The sequence below is a fragment of the Dyella silvatica genome (assembly GCF_026283955.1).
Classification (GTDB): domain Bacteria; phylum Pseudomonadota; class Gammaproteobacteria; order Xanthomonadales; family Rhodanobacteraceae; genus Dyella_C; species Dyella_C silvatica.
Window position 1 is genome coordinate 71,354 of sequence record NZ_JAPDPE010000002.1, and the last position, 19,665, is coordinate 91,018.

14 protein-coding genes are annotated in these 19,665 nt (G+C 60.7%); 12 read left to right on the forward strand and 2 right to left on the reverse strand.

The features are described 5' to 3' along the window. Nucleotides 1-3 precede the first annotated feature (3 nt). The 10 genes from pilV to OUZ52_RS01035 all read left to right on the forward strand — a co-directional run bounded on the left by pilV (nucleotide 4) and on the right by OUZ52_RS01035 (nucleotide 10,744). Nucleotides 4-519, forward strand: a complete 516-nt coding sequence (pilV, locus tag OUZ52_RS00990; protein ID WP_266156430.1) for a type IV pilus modification protein PilV — start codon at nucleotides 4-6, stop codon at nucleotides 517-519. Between the two features lie 11 nt (nucleotides 520-530). Beyond that, nucleotides 531-1,595, forward strand: a complete 1,065-nt coding sequence (locus OUZ52_RS00995; protein WP_266156431.1) for a PilW family protein — start codon at nucleotides 531-533, stop codon at nucleotides 1,593-1,595. Continuing rightward, on the forward strand, nucleotides 1,592-2,104 hold the full coding sequence (locus OUZ52_RS01000; protein ID WP_266156432.1) for a pilus assembly PilX family protein: 513 nt from the start codon (nucleotides 1,592-1,594) through the stop codon (nucleotides 2,102-2,104). Before OUZ52_RS00995 ends, OUZ52_RS01000 begins: the two co-directional genes overlap by 4 nt. Nucleotides 2,105-2,124: 20 nt before the next feature. After that, nucleotides 2,125-5,073 (forward strand): pilus assembly protein, encoded by a 2,949-nt coding sequence (locus OUZ52_RS01005; RefSeq protein ID WP_266156433.1) that lies wholly within the window; start codon nucleotides 2,125-2,127, stop codon nucleotides 5,071-5,073. Then, nucleotides 5,030-5,746 (forward strand): pilus assembly protein, encoded by a 717-nt coding sequence (locus OUZ52_RS01010; protein WP_266156434.1) that lies wholly within the window; start codon nucleotides 5,030-5,032, stop codon nucleotides 5,744-5,746. Before OUZ52_RS01005 ends, OUZ52_RS01010 begins: the two co-directional genes overlap by 44 nt. 10 nt (nucleotides 5,747-5,756) lie before the next feature. Then, nucleotides 5,757-6,050 (forward strand): hypothetical protein, encoded by a 294-nt coding sequence (locus tag OUZ52_RS01015; protein WP_266156435.1) that lies wholly within the window; start codon nucleotides 5,757-5,759, stop codon nucleotides 6,048-6,050. Nucleotides 6,051-6,063: 13 nt separating this feature from the next. Then, complete coding sequence (locus tag OUZ52_RS01020; RefSeq protein ID WP_266156436.1) at nucleotides 6,064-6,528, forward strand: type IV pilin protein; 465 nt, start codon at nucleotides 6,064-6,066, stop codon at nucleotides 6,526-6,528. A 78-nt stretch (nucleotides 6,529-6,606) separates the two neighbouring features. Beyond that, nucleotides 6,607-9,444 carry an RNA polymerase-associated protein RapA gene (gene rapA / locus OUZ52_RS01025; RefSeq protein WP_266156437.1) on the forward strand — a complete coding sequence of 946 codons (2,838 nt, stop codon included), beginning with the start codon at nucleotides 6,607-6,609 and terminating at the stop codon, nucleotides 9,442-9,444. A gap of 30 nt (nucleotides 9,445-9,474) precedes the next feature. Then, nucleotides 9,475-9,897: a GFA family protein gene (locus tag OUZ52_RS01030; RefSeq protein WP_266156438.1), complete on the forward strand. Its 423-nt coding sequence runs from the start codon at nucleotides 9,475-9,477 to the stop codon at nucleotides 9,895-9,897. 127 nt (nucleotides 9,898-10,024) lie between these two features. Beyond that, the gene (locus tag OUZ52_RS01035) at nucleotides 10,025-10,744 is read left to right on the forward strand and encodes an aspartate/glutamate racemase family protein (RefSeq protein WP_266156439.1); all 720 of its coding nucleotides are present in this window, start codon (nucleotides 10,025-10,027) and stop codon (nucleotides 10,742-10,744) included. A 64-nt stretch (nucleotides 10,745-10,808) separates the two neighbouring features. Here the strand turns inward: OUZ52_RS01035 and OUZ52_RS01040 are convergent, their stop codons facing one another. Both OUZ52_RS01040 and OUZ52_RS01045 read right to left on the reverse strand, forming a co-directional pair. Further along, nucleotides 10,809-12,164: an amino acid permease gene (locus OUZ52_RS01040; RefSeq protein ID WP_266156440.1), complete on the reverse strand. Its 1,356-nt coding sequence runs from the start codon at nucleotides 12,162-12,164 to the stop codon at nucleotides 10,809-10,811. A 25-nt stretch (nucleotides 12,165-12,189) separates the two neighbouring features. Further along, complete coding sequence (locus OUZ52_RS01045; RefSeq protein WP_266156442.1) at nucleotides 12,190-12,804, reverse strand: rhomboid family intramembrane serine protease; 615 nt, start codon at nucleotides 12,802-12,804, stop codon at nucleotides 12,190-12,192. A 1,268-nt stretch (nucleotides 12,805-14,072) separates the two neighbouring features. On the opposite strand from OUZ52_RS01045, the gene OUZ52_RS01050 reads away from it, so the two are divergent. Continuing rightward, nucleotides 14,073-16,661 (forward strand): TonB-dependent receptor plug domain-containing protein, encoded by a 2,589-nt coding sequence (locus tag OUZ52_RS01050; RefSeq protein ID WP_266156443.1) that lies wholly within the window; start codon nucleotides 14,073-14,075, stop codon nucleotides 16,659-16,661. 65 nt (nucleotides 16,662-16,726) lie between these two features. Continuing rightward, a complete protein-coding gene (locus OUZ52_RS01055; RefSeq protein ID WP_266156444.1) occupies nucleotides 16,727-19,516 on the forward strand; it encodes a TonB-dependent receptor plug domain-containing protein in 2,790 nt (929 codons plus the stop codon). The last annotated feature ends 149 nt before the right edge of the window (nucleotides 19,517-19,665 follow it).

Genomic DNA, 19,665 nt, shown 5'->3' on the forward strand with positions numbered 1-19,665 from the left:
ACGATGAAACGTACAAGCCAAGGCTTTAGCTTGATCGAAGTACTGGTCGCGGTGCTGGTGGTCTCGATCGGCCTGCTCGGCATTGCCAGCACGCTACTGACCGCAACCAGCAGCGCGACGTCCAGCTATGTCAGGCAGCAGGCCGTGCAGTACACCTATGACATCCTCGAGCGCATGCGCGCGAATGCATCGGTTGCCCACGACCCGACTAGCGGCAACCCCTATATCGTCGCCGCAGCCGCCGCGGGTAGCGCCCCAAGCCCCAACTGCTCCACGGCTACCTGCACCCCCGCTCAAATGGCCGCGTTCGACGTCTGGCAATGGCAGTCGGGCCTGCAAGCCGATGTACCTGGCGGACTTGGCTCGGTCGCGGTCAGCGCCGGCACCGACAACACCACCATCGTCACGATCACCGTGACCTGGAGCGATCAGCCAGCACAAACCACGCTTAGTCGCGGCACCCTCTCTTCGACTTCGACGTTGAGCACTCCCACCTATACGGTGACTACCGCGCTATGAAATTCAGCCATATGACATCGCGACCGGCCGGCTTCGGCCTGGTCGAAATGATGCTAGCCATGGCGCTCGGCTTGATCATCTCGGCCGGCGTATTCGTCATTTTCCTTGCCCAGCGGCAGGTCTACAGCACCACGACTTCGCAAGCGCTAGTGCAAGATGCGGATAACGCGATCTCGGCGATTGTCACGCCAGCAATTCGCGGCTCCGGCTTCATGGGATGCGGTGCGATCAGCAATGGCGTGCATTCTTATCTGACCTCGCGCACCACACCGCTGACCTTTGATACCAGCAGCGGCATCCAGGGATATACCGGCACCCTGCCTGCATCGATCGTCGACGGTAGTGCCAACGATGTCAGCAAAGGCGATTGGGCGCCGGCACTCGATGCATCGTTTGTCACTGCAGGCGGCGTGACCAAGGGCAGTGACGTACTCACCTTAATCGGCGCCACCTCAGGCAGCGTGCCGACCGCGACTAAACAAGACGTCACCGCCAGCGCGCCCATCAGCATTGTCGACAGCACGCAGGGCCCGCTTACCAGCGGAGCACAGATACTGGCCTTATCGGACTGCAACAAAAGCGTGGTGTTCCAAGCCACCGGAGTCACCGGCAATGTCGTTTCCTATACCACCGGACCCAACGGCATTCCGACCTTTCTGGCTGGCGCCCAGTTGGCTCCGGTGCAACAGACCGCCTTCTTCATCGCCAAGGGGCATGCCGGCCAAAGTGCCTTGTTCGAAGGTGTGATGACGCTGGGAAGCACCGGTGCGGCGAACGCCTTCTGGACCGTCAACGAAATCGTTCCTGGCGTCAGCGGCATGAAGGTGCTGTACGGCATCACCAACGGCAACGTCACCCAGTACGTCGATGCCAACGGCGTTGCCGCAGCCGGCGGCTGGTCGCTGGTAACCGTAGTCAAACTGGGCTTTCTGGTGGAAGGCAATCAGGGCTCGGCGTCCAAGCTTACTGCCCCCACCCTTTACAGCTTATTCAACAGCAGCCTCAGTGTGCCAGCCGACTCGCGGCTACGGCATGTGTTCTATATGACCGTGAACACTCGGAACACCACGCTATGAACGCCTACTCAGCACAACATCGTCGCCATGCTGCCGGCATCGTGTTGCCGGTGGTACTGATCATGTTGCTCATACTGACCATCGCGTCGCTGGTCATCATCGAACAAATCGGCTCGCAAACCCGTATGGCCGGCAATTCGGCGGCTGAGCAACTGTCAGTGCAGGCGGCCGAGGCGACCTTGCGCCATGCGGCCAATCAGCTCAACAGCGGAAGTCTCAGCGGCTTTCGCAACAATACCGGCGGGCTTTATTGCAATCGTCCAGATTGCGGCCTGCTGACCACGCCGCCATGGACGGTTGCCGCAAACTGGACCGGTGCACTGTCGGCAAAAATCACTGCTACTGACGATGGCAGCCTGCACAAATTCATGATCGAGGAACTACCCCCGGTAGTGCCCCGCGGCAGCGATGCCAGGCATCCCTTGCAGGTATATCGCATTACCGCGCGGGTTGCCGGACCAGATGGCAACAGCGTCGTGATGTTGCAAACCCTATTCCAGAAACCCTAATGACTCGCAGGCCGATCATCATGAGCACGCTGACCCATTTGGCCGTCCGTTCGCTACGCCTTGCCATAGGTACGGCCGTAACGGTGCTGTTGATCGGCGGATTAAATCTGCCGAGCGGCGTTGCACGCGCTGGGACGCTGCCACCCACCTTGCCCATTTCGCAGGTGCCGCTGACCGTGGTGCAGCCGACGCATCCACAGGTGTTGTTCGCAATCGGCAATTCAGAATCCATGGACGGCAATCTGTCTGGCGCCATCATGACCGGCTCAGGCTCACTCAGCAGCAGCATGTCGACGCTGAACTCCACCAGCTCACCAGTCAATTTCAGCATCCCCACCGGCTTCACCCCGCCATTGAATGGCGGCAGTGGCGGTAGCGCCCCTTACACGACGAGTGATTCCAACGGCACGCTCTACGACAACAGCCCCAGCCGTCTAAACGTAGCCAAGCAGGGTGTCAGCGCCATTCTTCAGCAATACCTGCCGAGCACCGATTTCGGCCTGATCGACTATGGAACGACCGGCACGACGCTGTACACCACCTGGGTGTACGAAATGTCCGCCGATGGTGGCTTCACCTTCACCAATACCAAGCCCACCGGCTCGACGCGCTACATCCTCAACCCTTGCTATAACTATTCAAATGCCTCATCGACGGTCAATAGCAATTGCTCGTCGATTGACAACCATTATTCGGGCAGCAGTATTGGTGACAACCGATACATGGTGATTGGTGCGTCAAGCGACGATCCGAGCATCAACGACGTGCTTTACAGCGGCGGTGGCCCTGGCGTTTACGTTACTTACGGCGGCCCTACGCCGAGCAACCCCTATACCTATTACACCCTCGGTAAATACAACGCGGGTGGCATCACCACCACGTATGACAACGCCGTTCCCAACGCCAACAAGCAGACCTCGCCCACCAACGCCGGCTATATCCCGTTTTCGCCAGAAGTGATGTATATACAACGTGGTTTCGGCTATGGCGCCCAGGATGCAAAAAAGGGTGGCACAGGTAACGTCACGGCCAAAGACAGCAGCGGCCACGCCATCATCAGCGCGGGACAGTCACCTACGTCGGCTTCAGTAACTACCGCCGCCGGCTACTTTTCGGCAGCGCTGGCACCGGAAACGAACAACTCCCGTTCATCCGAAATCAAATCGGTCGCCGGGCAATCCGCGCTGGGCGGCTTGCTGACCAGTGCAAAGTCCACGCTTGCCAACAGTCTTCCAAGTACCTCAGGCAATTGCACCCCGCCAAAACAATACGTGGTACTGATTACCGATGGCCTGCCTACCGAGGACCTCGCGGGCAGCAATTGGCCGCCCCTGGGTAGCGCCTCGGCAGCTGGCTACGGCGTAACCGCCACATTCAACACGGACGGCTCGCTCAATACCACCAACGATCAGGCGCTTACTGACGTCATCGCTCAGCTGCAAGCCTTGAATGCCGCCGGTATCGAAACCTATGTCGTCGGCCTTGGCGCCGGCGTGGATCCCAGCATCAACCCACAGGCCGCCGCGACACTTAACGCCATGGGTATTGCTGGCGGCAGTTCCGCTGCCGTCAGCAAGATTACCGGTAGCACCCAGTACTTTCCGGCAACCACGCCGGCGGCCTTGGTCAGCGATCTGCAAAGCATCCTCGCCGACGTCTCCAGCCAGAGCTCCTCGTCCAGCTCGGCGGCAGCCAACTCGACCAGCTTGAGTGCCAATTCCCAGGTCTATCAAGCGACGTTCTCCTCGGGCAGCTCAGTCGACAATGCCTGGGCCGGCGACCTGCAGGAATTCGGCATTGACGCGAATGCCAGCATCAACACCACGTTCACCTGGAGCGCGCGCGCTCAGCTGGATACTCAAGGCAGCAGCCGCAGCATCGCTACCTGGGACCCTTATCACGTGAACAGCTCCAGCACGGTGACGCCGGCAGCGGTAGGCTTCAGCTGGAGCAACCTGTCGGCCACCCAGCAGACCAAGCTGCAACAAAACAGCACCAATGGGCAGAACCTGGTGAGCTACCTGCGCGGCGATCATTCCCAGGAAATCAGCAATGGCGGCAAGTTCCGCAACCGTCAGCATTTGCTAGGCGATGTGGTCGACAGCGCGCCCTTTTTTGTCGGCGCACCGACCGACTATTACCCAGACACCTCGTACAACACCTACACCGCCAGCAGCGCCATCACCGGGCGCACGCCCATGCTGTACTTCGGCGCCAATGACGGCATGTTGCACGGCGTCAATGCCAATACCGGCAAAGAGGTGATGGCCTTTATTCCGAACGGTGGCAGCGGCGGCGTTTTCTCAAATCTGTATATGCTCGCCAGCCCTTACTATTACTACCATCACCAGTTCTTTGTTGATGGCTCGCCACAAGTCGACGATGTCATGCTTGCGGACGGAAACTGGCATAGCCTGCTGGTGGGTGGCGAAAACGCCGGCGGCAGCAGTATCTATGCCCTCGATGTGACCAATCCAAGCAACTTCACCTCAGACACGACAGTAGCCAGCTCGGTACTGTGGGAGTTCACCGATACCGACATGGGCCTGAGTTACAGCGCCCCCGCCATCGTGCGCTCGCTCGCCGTGTCGGTGAAGGACGCCACCAGCAAGCAGAATGTCAATGGCTTTGCCGTCGTGTTCGGCAACGGCTACAACAGCGCCCAGGGTCGCCCGTTCTTCTATGCCGTCGACGCCAGCACCGGTACTCAGCTGGCCAAAATCGACTTATGCAACGCTACCGGCGTGCCAGCCGCCGCTTGCAGCTCAAGCCTGCCCAATGGCTTATCCAGCGTATCGGTGGGCAACTCCAGCGGTGTGGTCGGTGTGCCGCAGGACATGGTTTATGCAGGTGATCTCCAAGGCAACCTGTGGGCCATCAATATCAGCATTGACCCTCAACCCCAACTTCCCCAACGAGCTGGGCATGATGGCGTTCTTCGGTACCGGCGAGCTGTTGGCTCAGGGTGATCTGACCAGTACCAATACGCAGAGCTTCTACGGCGTGTTCGACAACACCAGCGATCTGAGCAACTACCCCTCAGGCTCGGTACCAGCCCCGCCATACACGCGCTCCAATCTGCAGCAACAAACCGTGACCGCGCAAACCGTGACTATTTCGGGCACCAGTTCGCAAGCGCTGACCTCCAGCAATAATCCGGTCAATCTGACCTACGCCCCGATCTCCGTTACCAACAGCTCAGCGCCGCCCGCCACCGTTTCACTCAATCCACAGGAAGGCTGGTATTTTGATCTGTCCAGTGTCAGTAGCGGCGCACGCTCATACACAATCTCGCAGGTGGAGAACGGCGGCGTGGTGTTTACCATCAATATCCCGCCGACCTCGTCCTGCGCTCAGCCAGCCTCGTATCTGATGAACGTCAATTACCTCAGTGGCGGCCCCTTCAGCCAGCCATCCATCGGCCTTGCGGGCGGGCTCAGCATCGGCACGGCCACCTTGGCCAATGGCACCACGGTAAATATCACCGGCACGCTCGTCGGACAGACCTATAGCGCCGCGCCGACCACGGCCAAGAGCGGTAGTGGCAGCAATGTACAAATCATCAGTACCGCCCAAGGCCTGACTGTCATACCGACGATCGGACACAGCTCCAGCCGCGTGGGCTGGTGGCAAATCAAATAAGGACGCGATCATGAAGACGCCGATTAGCCTGACCATTTTGCTTGTCGCCTGCGGACTCAGCCAACAGGCTGCCGCAAGCATGGCGACACCCTCCATAAACGGAGTGGTGCAGCGCGTGAACAGCAACGGCAAGGACGCCATGGTCACGGTCAACGGACATACCTACAACGTACCTGCCGGCACCAAGTTCAATGGCACCAATCAAACGCCCCAGGCAGGGCAATCCGTGCAGCTTGACCTGACCCTCGACGGCAAAAATGTCATTGGGATACATACGCTCGAACCCACTGCAAGCCACCACTGAGCGCGAGATCATCATGCGTGCAAAACAGCACTACCCATCCGCCGCGGGCTTCAGCCTGATCGAACTGCTGATCGTGGTAATGATCATTGCCGTTCTCACCGCCATCGCCTTTCCAAGCTATACGAAATACCTTCAACGCAGCCGGCGCTCGGATGCCTATGCCGCTTTATCGCAAGATCAAGCCATTCTCGAGCGTTGTTTTGCACAGAGTTTCGACTACAACAATGTCTCTGGCACCGGCAGCAAAGGCTGTCTGCCACTGCTGACGACCTCGCCTTCGAACTATTACACGATCGCCCTCAGCTTCACCGGCACCACCACCCCTCACACCGACTACACACTTAGCGCGACACCGGCGACCGGCTCGCCGCAGCTCAAGGACACTCAATGCGCAAAATTGACTCTGACCAGCGGCAATGTGCGCACTGCGGCGGATTCAGGCGGTACCGATCAAACCAAGACCTGCTGGCAGCAATAGCTCAAAAGGGACGATAACGGTTCCCACTAAGCGCCCATGAGCGGATAATCGGCGGCCCTTGCAGCTATCGGCGTCGTGATGTTCGTACCTGGTCAACGTTGGATCTCCACTGCCGAGCCTGAGCTTGGTCTAGGCACTGTGTTACGCGTCGAAGGGCGTGGCGTGCAGGTGTTATTCGCCAAAGCGGGGGTCTTACGCCCCTATGCGGTCGACTCAGCCCCGCTGGTGCGCGCCGAATTTCGCGCCGGGCAGCGTATTGCCGGCAAAGGCATCGCCTTTCTGGTCGAGCGGGTCGAGATCAAGGAAGACCTGCTGATCTACCGCGGCGAAGGCCGCGAGCTGCACGAGGGCCAGCTTGACGACGAGCAAAGCGTAAGCCAGGCCGACGACCGGCTGATCGGCGGCCGCACCGACCCGGTCGCGCAGTTCGAGCTACGCATCGAAGGCCTTAAACGCCGCGCCGAAGTCCGCCGCTCGCCCGCCTGGGGCCTGGGTTCCGCCCGTATCGGCCTGGTGCCGCATCAGCTGCGCGTGGCCGGCATCGCGGCCGCCCGGCGCCCGCCCCGTGTCTTGCTTGCCGACGAAGTCGGCCTGGGCAAAACCATCGAAGCCGGCATGATCCTGGCACGCCAGCTGGCGACCGGCCGTGCCGAGCGCGTGCTGTTGCTGCTGCCCGATACCTTGATTTATCAGTGGTTCGTCGAGCTGTTCCGCCGCTTCAACCTCAGCTTCGCCATTTATGATGAGGAGCGCTGCGAGGCGCTGGAGCAGTCCGGCGACGGCAGCAACCCCTTCGACGACGAACAGCTGGTCATCGCCGACTTCGGCTTTCTCGAAGCCGAGCCCAAGCGCGCCCAGCAACTGCTGGACACACACTGGGATCTGCTGGTCGTGGACGAGGCGCATCACCTGGCCTGGACCCCCGAAGCCGCCAGCCCGCGCTATACCCTGGTGGAAAAGCTCGCCGCCGCCACCCCCGGCGTCATCCTGCTCACCGCCACGCCAGAGCAGCTCGGCCGCAGCGGCCATTTCGCCCGCCTGCGCCTGCTCGACCCGCAGCGCTATCACGACCTCAATACCTACCTGGGTGAATCCGATTCGTTTCAGCGCCTGTCGCAAATCGCCGACAAGTTGCTCGATGGCGAGGTGCTGGACGACACCCAACAAGCCACGCTGCGCGACGCCTTCCATGGCGACGCCGCACTGACGGCGCTGCTCGCCAACACCACCAAGCCGGACAACGCACGCGAAATTCTCGCTGCCCTGATCGATCGCCACGGCACCGGCCGCTCGATGTTCCGCAACCGTCGCGCCGGTATCGGCGGCTTTCCCAAGCGCATCCTGGTCTGGCATACGCTGGATGCCGATGACGTCGACGAGGACACCCGGCAGGCGCTGCTCATCGAGTTTCACGCCGACATCCAGCAGCAGCCCGCGTTCGAGCCGGATTACAGCAACGATCCGCGCATCGAAACCCTGGTCGACCTGCTCGACGAGCATCCGCAAGACAAGTTCCTGTTGATCTGCCGCAGCCAGGCCAAGGTGCTTGCGCTGGAAGAGGCGCTACGCACCAAGAGCGGTGTCGGCGTGGCGCGTTTTCACGAAGGCCTGGGCATCGTGCAGCGCGACCGCAATGCGGCGTACTTCGCCCAGCCTGATGGCGCCCGCCTCCTGCTGTGCTCGGAGATCGGCTCCGAAGGCCGTAACTTCCAGTTTGCGCACCGCTTGATTCTGTGGGATCTGCCGCTCGACCCCGACCTGCTCGAACAGCGCATCGGCCGCCTCGACCGCATCGGCCAAAAGCACGACATCAGCATTCACATTCTTACCGTTACCGACAGCGCCCAGCACGTGCTGGCCCGCTGGTACGACCAAGGCATCGATGCCTTCCGCAGCAGCCCCGCCGATGGCCGTGAATTGTTGCGCCGCTACGGCGAAACGCTGGCCCGACTGGCCGACGAACACGCCCGCGGCGACGACAACCGCGACCAGGAACTCGATGTGCTGCTGGTCGAAACCCGCGACAGCCACGAAGAAATGGCCGCGCTGATCCATGCCGGCCGCGACCACTTGCTCGAACTAGCCTCCAGCCGCGACCTGCACGCGGACGAACTGCAACAGGCCTTCAGCCGCGAAGATCACGACCCCGGCCGCGATGCCTTCGTGCAGCGCCTGCTGGAGCAATTCGGCATCCATGCCGAAGAGCTGGGCAGCCAGGTGCTGCTGCTCGATCCGCAATACCTCTCCACCGATGCCCTGCCTGGCTTTGCCGAAGGTCCACAGTCGGTGACCTTCTCGCGCGAAGTCGCCCTGGCACGCGAGGAATTGCCGCTGCTCCGTTTCGACCACCCCTTGGTCGCCGGGGCGTTGGATCTAGCGCTGACCAGCGAGCAAGGCAATGCCGCCTTCATGGTCGACGACATGCTGCCGCCACGTAGCGCCCTGCTCCAAGCGGTGTACCTGCTCGAATGCGTAGCCGACCGTAAGCTCGATGCAGAGCGCTTTCTGCCGACCCTGCCCATCGTCGTCACCATCGATACCAAGCTGACCGAGCGCGTGGATTTTCAACCCAGCGAGGTTGCCCTGCGCAAGGCCGCCGACCGCAATATCGAAGTGCCGCGCTACCGTAAATTTCTGACCAAGCTGGTGCCGCCGATGCTGGAGAAAGCCGAAGCCACCGCTGGCCTTCGTGCACAAACCAGCATTGCCGACGCCGTCACCCTGGCCACCGACACGCTCGATGCCGAGCTATCGCGCCTGCTCGCAGTGCGCGCGGTGAATCCGTCGATCAGTGAGATGGAAATCGCAGCCGTCACCGAGGAGCGTAGCGCCCTGCTGGCCGCCCTGCCGCAATCGCGCTTGCGCCTGGATTCGGTACGCTTTGTTGCCAGCACAGACTTCCTGGCGCTGCGGTAACTCCGGCCAAATATGCAGACCGCCATTAGCATGACCTACCGCCTACCTTGCGATTGCGGCAAGGTCATGCTGATCGCACGCGGCGCTCCCGCGGCGCGCGCGATCTGCCATTGCCATGCCTGCCGCGACCTGTATGGCTCCATCGTCCTGGCCGCGACCGCGTGGCCAGCCGAGCAGGTCGAACGCAGCGGTAACGATGCCGTCCTGGAATACCAGCACCCGACCCTGCAAATGCGTCGGATCAGCTGCCGCCATTGCGGCGAAATCGTCCATGGCATCAACCGGCTCGGTTATCTGATCATTCCCAATGCGCGCTTCACCAAGCATCACCACGGCGTCATGCCGAAAGAGCTGATGCCTGCCATGCATCTGTTCTACGAAAGCCGCGTCTTCGACATCGATGATCCCCTGCCCAAATATCTACAGGGCTGGGATGGCGAACGCTACAACTGAATTCCGGAATAAGGCGGCCTGAAAGTCGCGCTCCGTCGCAAAAGTGCGGTGATACAGTGCGGCCATGACTGACATCGAATACATCGATGCGGCATGCATGGCCATCACATGGATCGGAGCAAGCAACATGCGCACTATCGGCGTTATCGGCGGCATGAGTTGGGAGTCATCGCTGGTCTACTACCAGCTCATCAATCGAGGCACCAGGGACAGGCTCGGCCCTCTACGCTCCGCTCGATTATTACTGGACAGCCTGGATTTCGAAGATATCGCCGCATTGCAACGCACTGGCGAATGGCAACATGCAGGCGAACTGTTGGCTGCCTCAGCCTGCCGCCTGCAAGCCGGCGGCGCCGACTGCGTCGTCTTGGCCACCAATACGATGCATAAAGTGGCAGACGCCATCATCGCCGCCACGCCGCTGCCGTTCCTGCATATCGCCGATGCCGTAGGCAACGCAATCCGAAACGCCGGCATGGATTGCATACTGCTCCTGGGCACCGCCTTCACGATGGAGCAGGATTTCTATCGCAGACGGATCGCAGACCGTTTCGGCATCCAATGCATCACCCCGTCCGCCGAAAGGCGCCAGCAAGTGCATCGCATTATCTACGACGAACTCTGTGCCGGCGCGATCCATGAAGCCTCACGCCTCACCTTGCTCGAAACCATTGCCGAAGGCATGGCGGCGGGCGCCACGGGCGTTATCCTGGGGTGCACCGAACTGACGCTATTGATCCAACCGGATAACTGTCCGGTTGCGCTTTTCGATAGCACCGCCCTGCATGCCGCGGCAGCGGTGGACTTTGCCTTGCAGGATGAAACTCCAGCCGTCCCGGTTCACTGAGGACACCATGCAGCTGCCACTGCTCGACAAGGCGGAGGCAGCCATACGGCCGATCATCATTACATCAGAGCGGCGCTTCCATCCGCCGCCTGATGCCGAATACCTGGTAAGCCACACTCAGCAACAGCACCCACGCCGCGCCCACATACAAGGCCACGCGCGTATCCGGGCCATAGCCCAGCATGAAGATCACAAAGGCAAGAAACGCCAGGCAGATCACACTGCTCAATGGCCACGCGCGCAGCGGAAACGCGCTCACTGTATCCCGGTGCAACTGCCTAAAACGAAAGTGTGCAATCAGCACCATCGACCACGTCCACACCGTATTAAAGGCAAGGATGGACATCATCATCGCGAAGATGCGCTCAGGCACCAGGTAATTCAGCACGACGCCAAAGATCAGACAGGCCAGGGTCACCAGCACGCCAAAAATTGGCACGCCATTGTTACTTAGCTTGCTCAACACCGCGGGCGCCTGATGCTTGGTCGACAAGCTATAAAGCATGCGGCTGCCACTGAAGGTCGTGCTATTGAAACCCGATAGCGCCGCGGTAATCACCACGAAGTTAATGATGCCGGCTGCCTGCTGGATGCCCAGTTTGGAAAAAGTCACCACGAACGGGCTGCCCTGCGTGCCCAACTGGTTCCAGGGGTACAGCGCCATGATGACAAACAGCGCACCCACATAAAAAATCAGGATGCGCCACAACACCGAATTGACCGCCCGCGGAATCGTCCGCTGCGGCTCCGCCGCCTCGCTCGCCGCCATGCCAATCGTTTCGATGCCGCCAAAGGCAAACACCACCACCGGTAGCGCCATCACCATGCCGGTGATGCCATTGGGAAACCAGCCACCGTGTTGCCACAAGTTGCCCAGCCCAATCGGCTGGCCGCCATTGCCCCAGCCCAGCCAGATCATGGTGGCACCGCCGAGAATCATCAGCACCACCGTCACCACTTTGATCAGGGTGAACCAGAACTCCATTTCGCCATAGACCTTCACCGCCAGCAGGTTAAGGCTGCCAATCATCAGCACACTGCCGAACACCCAGATCCATTGCGGCAAATCGGGAAACCACGGCTTCATATAAATGCCCACCGCCGTACTCTCGGCCATGCCCACACCAACCATCAGCAGCCAGTAGTTCCAGCCCGTCAAATAGCCGGCAAACGGCCCCAGATACTTATGCGCATAGGTACTGAACGAACCCGCCACCGGGTTTTGCACCGCCATTTCGCCTAGCGCACGCAAGATGATGAAAATCATCACCCCGCCGATCAGATAAGCAAACAAGACCGAAGGCCCGGCCAGCTTGATGGCACCAGCCGAACCGAGAAACAGGCCAGCGCCGATGGCCATGCCCAGCGCCATGAACGTGATATGGCGCGAGCGAAGCCCGCGCTGCAAATGATGAGTCATGAGGTCAGCCGATGAATAAGAGGAATCAGCGCAGCAAGCGACGCTTGGGCTTGATCGGAAATTTGCCGCGCCAGTACTCGATCAGCACATAGCCGCCGAGCATGCCGCCTAAATGCGCGAAGTGAGCGATACCTGGCATCCAGCCAAGCACCCCGGATAACAGCTCCACCGTGGCGTAGCCGGTGACGAACAGCCACGCCGGCATCGGGATCGGCAAAAAAATCAGCATGACTTTTTCATACGGATACATCATGCCGAAGGCCAGCAACAAGCCGAAAATAGCCCCCGAAGCCCCCACCGTCGGCGTCTCCGCATCGTGCAGGAAATACTTCATCACGACCAGTTGCAGCAGCGAGGCGACGACCAGGCAGACAAAGTAATAAATCGTGAAGTTACGCCCACCAAACAACCGCTCGATCTGCCCACCAAACATATACAGCGCCAGCATATTGAAGAGGATGTGCTCGATCCCTCCATGCATGAATGCGCCGGTAACTATCTGCCAGGGCTGAAATAATTCATTACCCAACGGCCACAGCGCGAAATACACCATAGTCTCCGGCCACAACCGCTGCAGCAGATAGACCGCGATATTGGCAATCAGCAGATTTCGGGTCACCGGCGGCAAATCGAAAGGCATAAGGCTATCCAGGCAAAACAATCCGCCAAGGGTAGCGGTTGCCCCCCTTCCCCGCCACGGATGGGCTCGCCAGGGCCTCCAGCCGGCAAATCCAGCAAATCCAGAGCCTCCCCGCCCCCATTAGCGACCGCCCCACATTCGCCCCAACACGACAAGACCCGCCACTCCCTCCCCTGCTCGCAGGGGAGGGCTCGGGAGGGGTTCGATCTTGCGGCAAGAACAGACCCCCTCCCAACCTCCCCCTACACGTAGGGGGAGGGGCCAAAACCGCAGGGCCGAGCATTGAGGCGAACACCATACGCTGCGATGGCTGCTGCTCTTGCCTTTGATGTGGCTGTGGCTGTGGCTTTTGACCTTACAGGGCCCCTGTGCGTCGGTGAGGGCTGGACGACAAGGCCCGTAGGGGCATTGGCATGGACGCCAATGCCTTTTCGTCAGGGCAGGAAGCCCTGTCGAAAAGCCCGGCCAGCCCTCACGCACCCGTAGGGCGACAAGCGGGGTTGGCCTTTCTTTGGGTTACTTTTCTTTGGCCACGCAAAGAAAAGTGACTCGGACCCCGGCAGGGGTTCGAAACCCCGCCGCAGGCGAGCCAGGCCGCGATAACACAACCACCAAGCGAAAAATCCACCACAGGCAAACCACCTCGCAACCTAACAACAACCAAGCCCTCAACATCCCATCCAATCCCTCGCAAGAAAACAACACCTTTTTCGCAAACACTTGACAAGCATCTTGTGCAATGCGCAAATAGCCGCCCATACCGCCAGACATCCAAGCGGTATGCGACCACATCAAGAACCAGGCAAGCCGTGAACATCCAGGGTATCAGCGCAAACATCAACACCATGCATCGCCCGATGGCGATGTGTTGCTGTTGTTGATCTTCATCCCGCGCTAAACCCCGCAAGACCGGTCCGCACCAGACCGCTCGTAGCTCGCCAGGATCGTCACGATGCGTCGCATCTCTGCCATTCATTCCAGTCACCACCACGCCCACGGCAACCCAGGCCATCGCCACGGTTGTCCGGATAACTCGTGCCCAGCCCACGCTGACCAGAGCAGCCGCTGTCAAACCTGCTCGTGTCAAACGCGTTGTCGCTGTCGAATGTGCCACATCGGCTGACCCCACAGCCTTGATCGCGCCTCGCGCGCATCGCCCCTGACGCCCACTCCGGCGTACTCCACCAAGCAGCTCCCCCGCTGTGCCCAACGCCTGCCTGCACCTGGCTCACGCCGGGACGGCATGCGCTTACAGGAATCGTGTACCCATGTTTAAACCAAGCCTGCTCCCCCTCGCCATTGCCGCCGTGCTTGCGGCATCGGTGCTGCATGCCGAAGACGACAACAGCAGCAAAACCACCCAGCTGCAGGCGGTCACCGTCACCGGCTCGAATATCAAGACGACCGACTCCGAAGGCCCCAGCCCGGTACAGGTCATCACCGCGCAGCAGATCAAAGTCAGCGGTAAAACCACCCTGCCCGACTTTCTCCGCTCGATCTCCGCCAATGCCGGCAACAGCGTCAACGAGCAATACACCGGTAGCTTTTCCGCCGGTACCGCTGGCGTGTCATTACGCGGGCTGGGCCAGAAAAACACGCTGATTCTTCTCGACGGCAAGCGCGTCGCCAACTATGCCACCGCCAATGAATTGCAAGACACTTTTGTCGACTTGAACTCGCTGCCACTCGCTGCCGTCGAGCGCATCGAAGTGCTCAAGGATGGCGCCTCGGCCGTCTATGGCTCCGACGCCATCGCCGGCGTGGTCAACATCATTCTCAAGCAAAACTATCAAGGTGCCGAAGCCGGCGTCAGCTACGGCGGCAATACCGAAGGTACCGGCCAGACCGAAAACAATTTCCATCTATTGCTCGGCCACGGCGATCTGAAGAAGGACCGCTATAACGTGTTCTTTGCAGTCGATGGCACGCGTCGCAGCCGCTTGAATCAGAGCGATGTCAGCTGGCTACGCGACAACGATTTTCGCGACAAGCCAGGCGGACGTCTGAACTGGACGCCGACCAATTACTACAACAACGATCCAACCCAAGGCTTTGCCAACGCCGTTGGCCCGGTGCAGCGAGTGCCCTATGCCGCGATCACCCCCGGCAAAAGCGGGGACGTATGGGCTTATAACCCGGCGCAGTACAGCTCGCTGATTCCCGGCATTGAGCGTTATCACGCGGTGCTGCGCGCCACCGTCAAGGTCACCGACGATATCGAAGCTTATGGCGAGGCCATCTACAGCCGCAGCCGCGCCGCCTTCGTGTTCGGCGGCCCGTTGTCGATCGGCAGCGGCCTGCGCGCCTGGGACAACATCAATCAGCGGCTGGTCAATATCGATAGCACCCTGCCCGTGGGCAATCCGGCCAATCCGTACAACGTGCCCACACCGGTCAACGCCAACCTGTGGGATGTGGGGCAGCGCAACAAGTACGACCGCACCATCTTCACCCGCTTTCTCGGCGGCATTAAAGGCCATACCGGCGCATGGGATTGGGACGTTTCGGCCGGCCATTCCGAAAGCAGCTTGAAGGAGTACGTGACCAACTTCGGCAACCGCTACGCCTTTGAATCATTGCTGGCCAACGGCGGCTACAACCTTGCCGGCACCGGCAACCCGGCCGCGGCGGTGGATGCACTGCGCTTGTTCACCACTCGTCCGGCGGTGTCGCGACTGACAACATTCGATGCCACCGCCAGCACCCAGCTATTCGACTTGCCCGCTGGCGCCGTCGGTTTTGCCACCGGCTATCAGTTTCGCAATGAGTCGATCAACTCGCGCACCTCGTCGGCCGTGCTGTCGGGCAGCGAGCTGCGCCCGGCGATCGACATCATTCGCGGTTCGCGCAACGTCAACGCCGCGTATGCCGAATTCAACCTGCCTATTCTCAGCACGCTGGAGGCGAATGTCGCCGGCCGGCTGGATCACTACAGCGATTTCGGCAATGCCTTCGCGCCTAAATTCAGCCTGCGCTATCAGCCGCTCGACTGGCTGCTGCTGCGCGGCTCGTACTCGCGCGGTTTCCGCGCGCCGTCGTTGCCGGAAATCACCAATAGCACCGCCGTCAGTTACGGCTCGGTGGTCGATCCCTACGACCCGGTCACGCCGGGCCAACGCCGTGGCTATACCAGTGTGAATGCGGCCAATCCGAAACTACGCCCCGAGCGTTCGCGCAACTACAACCTCGGCTTTGTGCTCTCGCCCAGCACTGACACCAGCATCGGCGTGGACTACTACCACATCGTGCAAGACGGCATCATCGGGCCAGACGATGCCACCGCACTGGTGCAGCGCAAAGATCCACGAGTGATCCGCGATGCGCAGGGCCGCATCACCATCATCACCAATCAGTACAAGAATCAACAAAGCCTCAGCACCGATGGCGTCGACATCGACTTCAAACAAGCACTGCGCACGCAGAGCTACGGCAGCTTCACGCTTAGCGGCACGCTCACCCGCCTGCTCAAGTACAGCGAGCCGCTGGTCGCTGGCGACGCCCCCGTCAACGGTGCCGGCACCAATCTCTTCGGTTCACTGCCAAAGTGGCGCGGCAGCATCGGGCTGGGCTGGGCCATCGGCGATTTCACCAGCACGCTGACCTGGTACTACGTCGGCGGCTACCAGCAAAACCTGGCCAACCGCCTGACCGCCGATTATCCAGAGCGGGTAAAAAACTGGAGCACGTTTGACCTCTCGATTGCCTACACCGGCATCGCCAACACCACGCTGACGCTGGCCGTGCAAAACCTGCAAAACCGCCGCCCGCCGTGGGACCCGTCCAACACCTACTTCGACAGCACCCAGGCCGATCCCCGCGGCCGCTTCGTCAATGTCGGCGTGAATTACACATTCTGAGTGGCCCCAGGGTGCGGGCTAATGACGGCCCGCACCTTCATTTATTCGATCCGGAGACTTACCTGATGAAGCAGCACCCTCCACCACGCGCATCGCGCTTGCTCCACTCCGTGCTCTGGCTTGCGCTTTTTGCGACACCGCTGGCCCACGCCGGCAACGCTGACATTGCATCAGCGCAGTCCGATTCGACGACCGACAAAACCAAGACACTGGAACAAGTCACCGTAACCGGCTCGCGCAGTCCTCGCGTGGATATCGAAGGCCCTTCACCGGTGATCACCATCAGCTCGAAGGACCTCGATGCCAAGGGCTTTCGCAGTGTCTTCGATGCATTGAATTCGCTGACCCAGAACACCGGCATGGCCCAGGGTGAGGATTTCGGCAATACCTTCACCCCGGCCGCCAATACCATCAATCTGCGCGGGCTCGGCCCCAATCACACCTTGGTGCTGATCAACGGGCGTCGCGTCGCCGATTACCCGGTGGCCTATGACGGCTCGGTCAACTTCGTCAACTTGTCGAATATCCCGTCGGCGATGATTGATCGCATCGAGATACTCAACGGCGGCGCCTCGGCCATCTACGGCTCCGACGCCATCGCCGGGGTGGTCAATATCATCCTCAAGCAAAAGGCCAGCGGCCTCGACGTGAATCTGCGCGTCGGCAGCACCGAAGGTGGCGGCGGCTCTAACCAGCGCCTGCAAATCGTCGGCGGCCATCACTGGGACAAGCTCGATGCGGTCTATGGCATCGAAGTCACCCATCGCGAACCGATCTGGGGCACTGATCGCAGCTTCATGGATTCGCTCACCCGCGACCCCAGCGGCAAGCCGTCCCAGCCGACGGCGGTGTTCTATCGCCGCAACATGGATAGCGGCAAATACGTCGACCCCGGCAATGCCGCTTGCGCCGCGGTCGGCGGCTTGTATGACAACAGCGTCAGCCGCGCGAACAATCCGCGTTACGGCTACTACTGCGGCAGCGATCGCGCAGCGCCCACGTTCTGGACCGTGCAGACCGAGCAACGCAACGTCAATGCCTACACCAGCCTGCATTACCACCTCAGCGAAGACACCGAACTGTTCGGCGACGCCTTGTTCGGCGTGGACAAAATCAGCAATACCACCCGCGCCCCCAGCTGGACCTCGCTGGCCGCCGGCAATAGTTACTTTCTCAACGCCAACTCAGGCAACACCGAGCGCTGGTACCGGCGCTTCTCACCCGAGGAAATCGGTGGCCGCACACAAGCCGGCTCACGCTTCTTCGAGCGCTCATGGAATGCCACGCTGGGCATCCGCGGCAGTATCGGCGACGGCTGGAAATACGAGGCCGCCTACAACCGCTCCGAATACGACAACGTCACCACCCGCCGTGCCTTCCTCGCCGGCCTGGACGAGTATTTCCTTGGCCCGCAACTGGGCACCCAGAACGGCGTACCGGTGTATGCGCCGGATGCGGCACGGCTTTATCAACCATTGACTGCCGGCGCGTGGAATCAGCTGACCGACACCTACGCCAGCCACAACAGCGCCTGGGTACAAACGCTTAGCCTCAGCGTCAATCACGGCGATTTGTTTGAACTACCCGGTGGCTCGGCGGGTTTTGCCGGCGTGCTTGAGGCGGGCAGCCAGGGTTACCGCAACACCCCCGATGCGCGGCTTGCCCAGGGCGTGTTCTGGAACAACAGCGGCAGCCTGCCCTCCAGCGGCAAGCGCGACCGCTACGCCGTCGGCGCGGAACTGAGCCTGCCGGTACTGAGCCAAGTCATCGCCACGCTCGCCGGTCGCTACGACAGCTACAGCTACGCCGGCCGTAACGACAACAAGGCGACCTGGAGCGCGGGGCTTGAATACCGGCCACTCGATTCGCTGCTGTTGCGCGGCAATGTCGCCACCAGCTTCCGCGCGCCGGACATGAACTACATCTTCGCCAGCGCAACCAACGGCTATATTCCCGGCCTCACCGACTACTACCGTTGCCGCGTGGCCGGCCAGGCCTTTGGCAACTGCGATTTCAACAACCAGAGCATCAACTACACCAGCTACGGCAGCACCAAACTGAAAGCGGAGAATGCCCGTTCCTTCAGTTATGGCCTGGTGTGGTCGCCCAATACGCAGCTCGACGTATCGGTGGATTACTACAAGATCCGCATCAATAACGAAGTAACCAATCTCAGCGCCGACGGCGTCCTGCGTGACGAGGCCGACTGCCGCCTGGGCCAGACCCAAGGCGGCCAGCCCATCGACATCACTTCGGCGCAATGCCAAAGCACCCTGGCGCGGGTGCAGCGCAATCCGGCCGGCGGCATTGACCCGTTGACCGCCACACGCATCTTCGTCAACCCGATCAACGCCGCCAGCGAACGCACCAGCGGTATCGATGCCAGCGGTAACTATCGCTGGAATACCGCCGGCTATGGCGATTTCGCCCTACGCGTGAATTACAGCCTGGTGTTGACTCACGACTACCAGCAGTTTCCCGGTGGCGTGGTGTTGAATGTGCGCGACGGCGCCGGCGAAAGCGATTCGGGCTCGACCTTCCAGTGGCGCAGCAAGCTCAACGGCAGCCTCAGCTGGCATTACCACGATGTCACCACCACTCTGTTCGGCACCCGTTACGGCAGCCTGCCCAACGCCGATCAGAGCGGACGCATTGCGCCCTATTTCCGCTACAACGCCAGCGTGGCCTACCGTATCAACGATCGCACCAGCATCTCGCTGGTCGTCAACAATCTGCTCGACAAGGCGCCGCCGAAAGATCGCACCGGCAGCGGCTGGCCGTTCTACCCGGTCGGCAATTACGACCCGTACGGTCGCCAATGGTGGATAGAAGCGAACTATCACTTCGGCAGCTGAGCCATCGCCGCTGAAGGCAGCGGCGATTGAAGGCTAGACGTAAGCTTTCGCCTGTCAGCCCGCGGGTTATCCGTGCAGAAATTTTCCGCCATGCAGCACTGAAAACGCGCAAAAACTTGCGCGTTTTCAGCCTGCGCGGACACAGATAC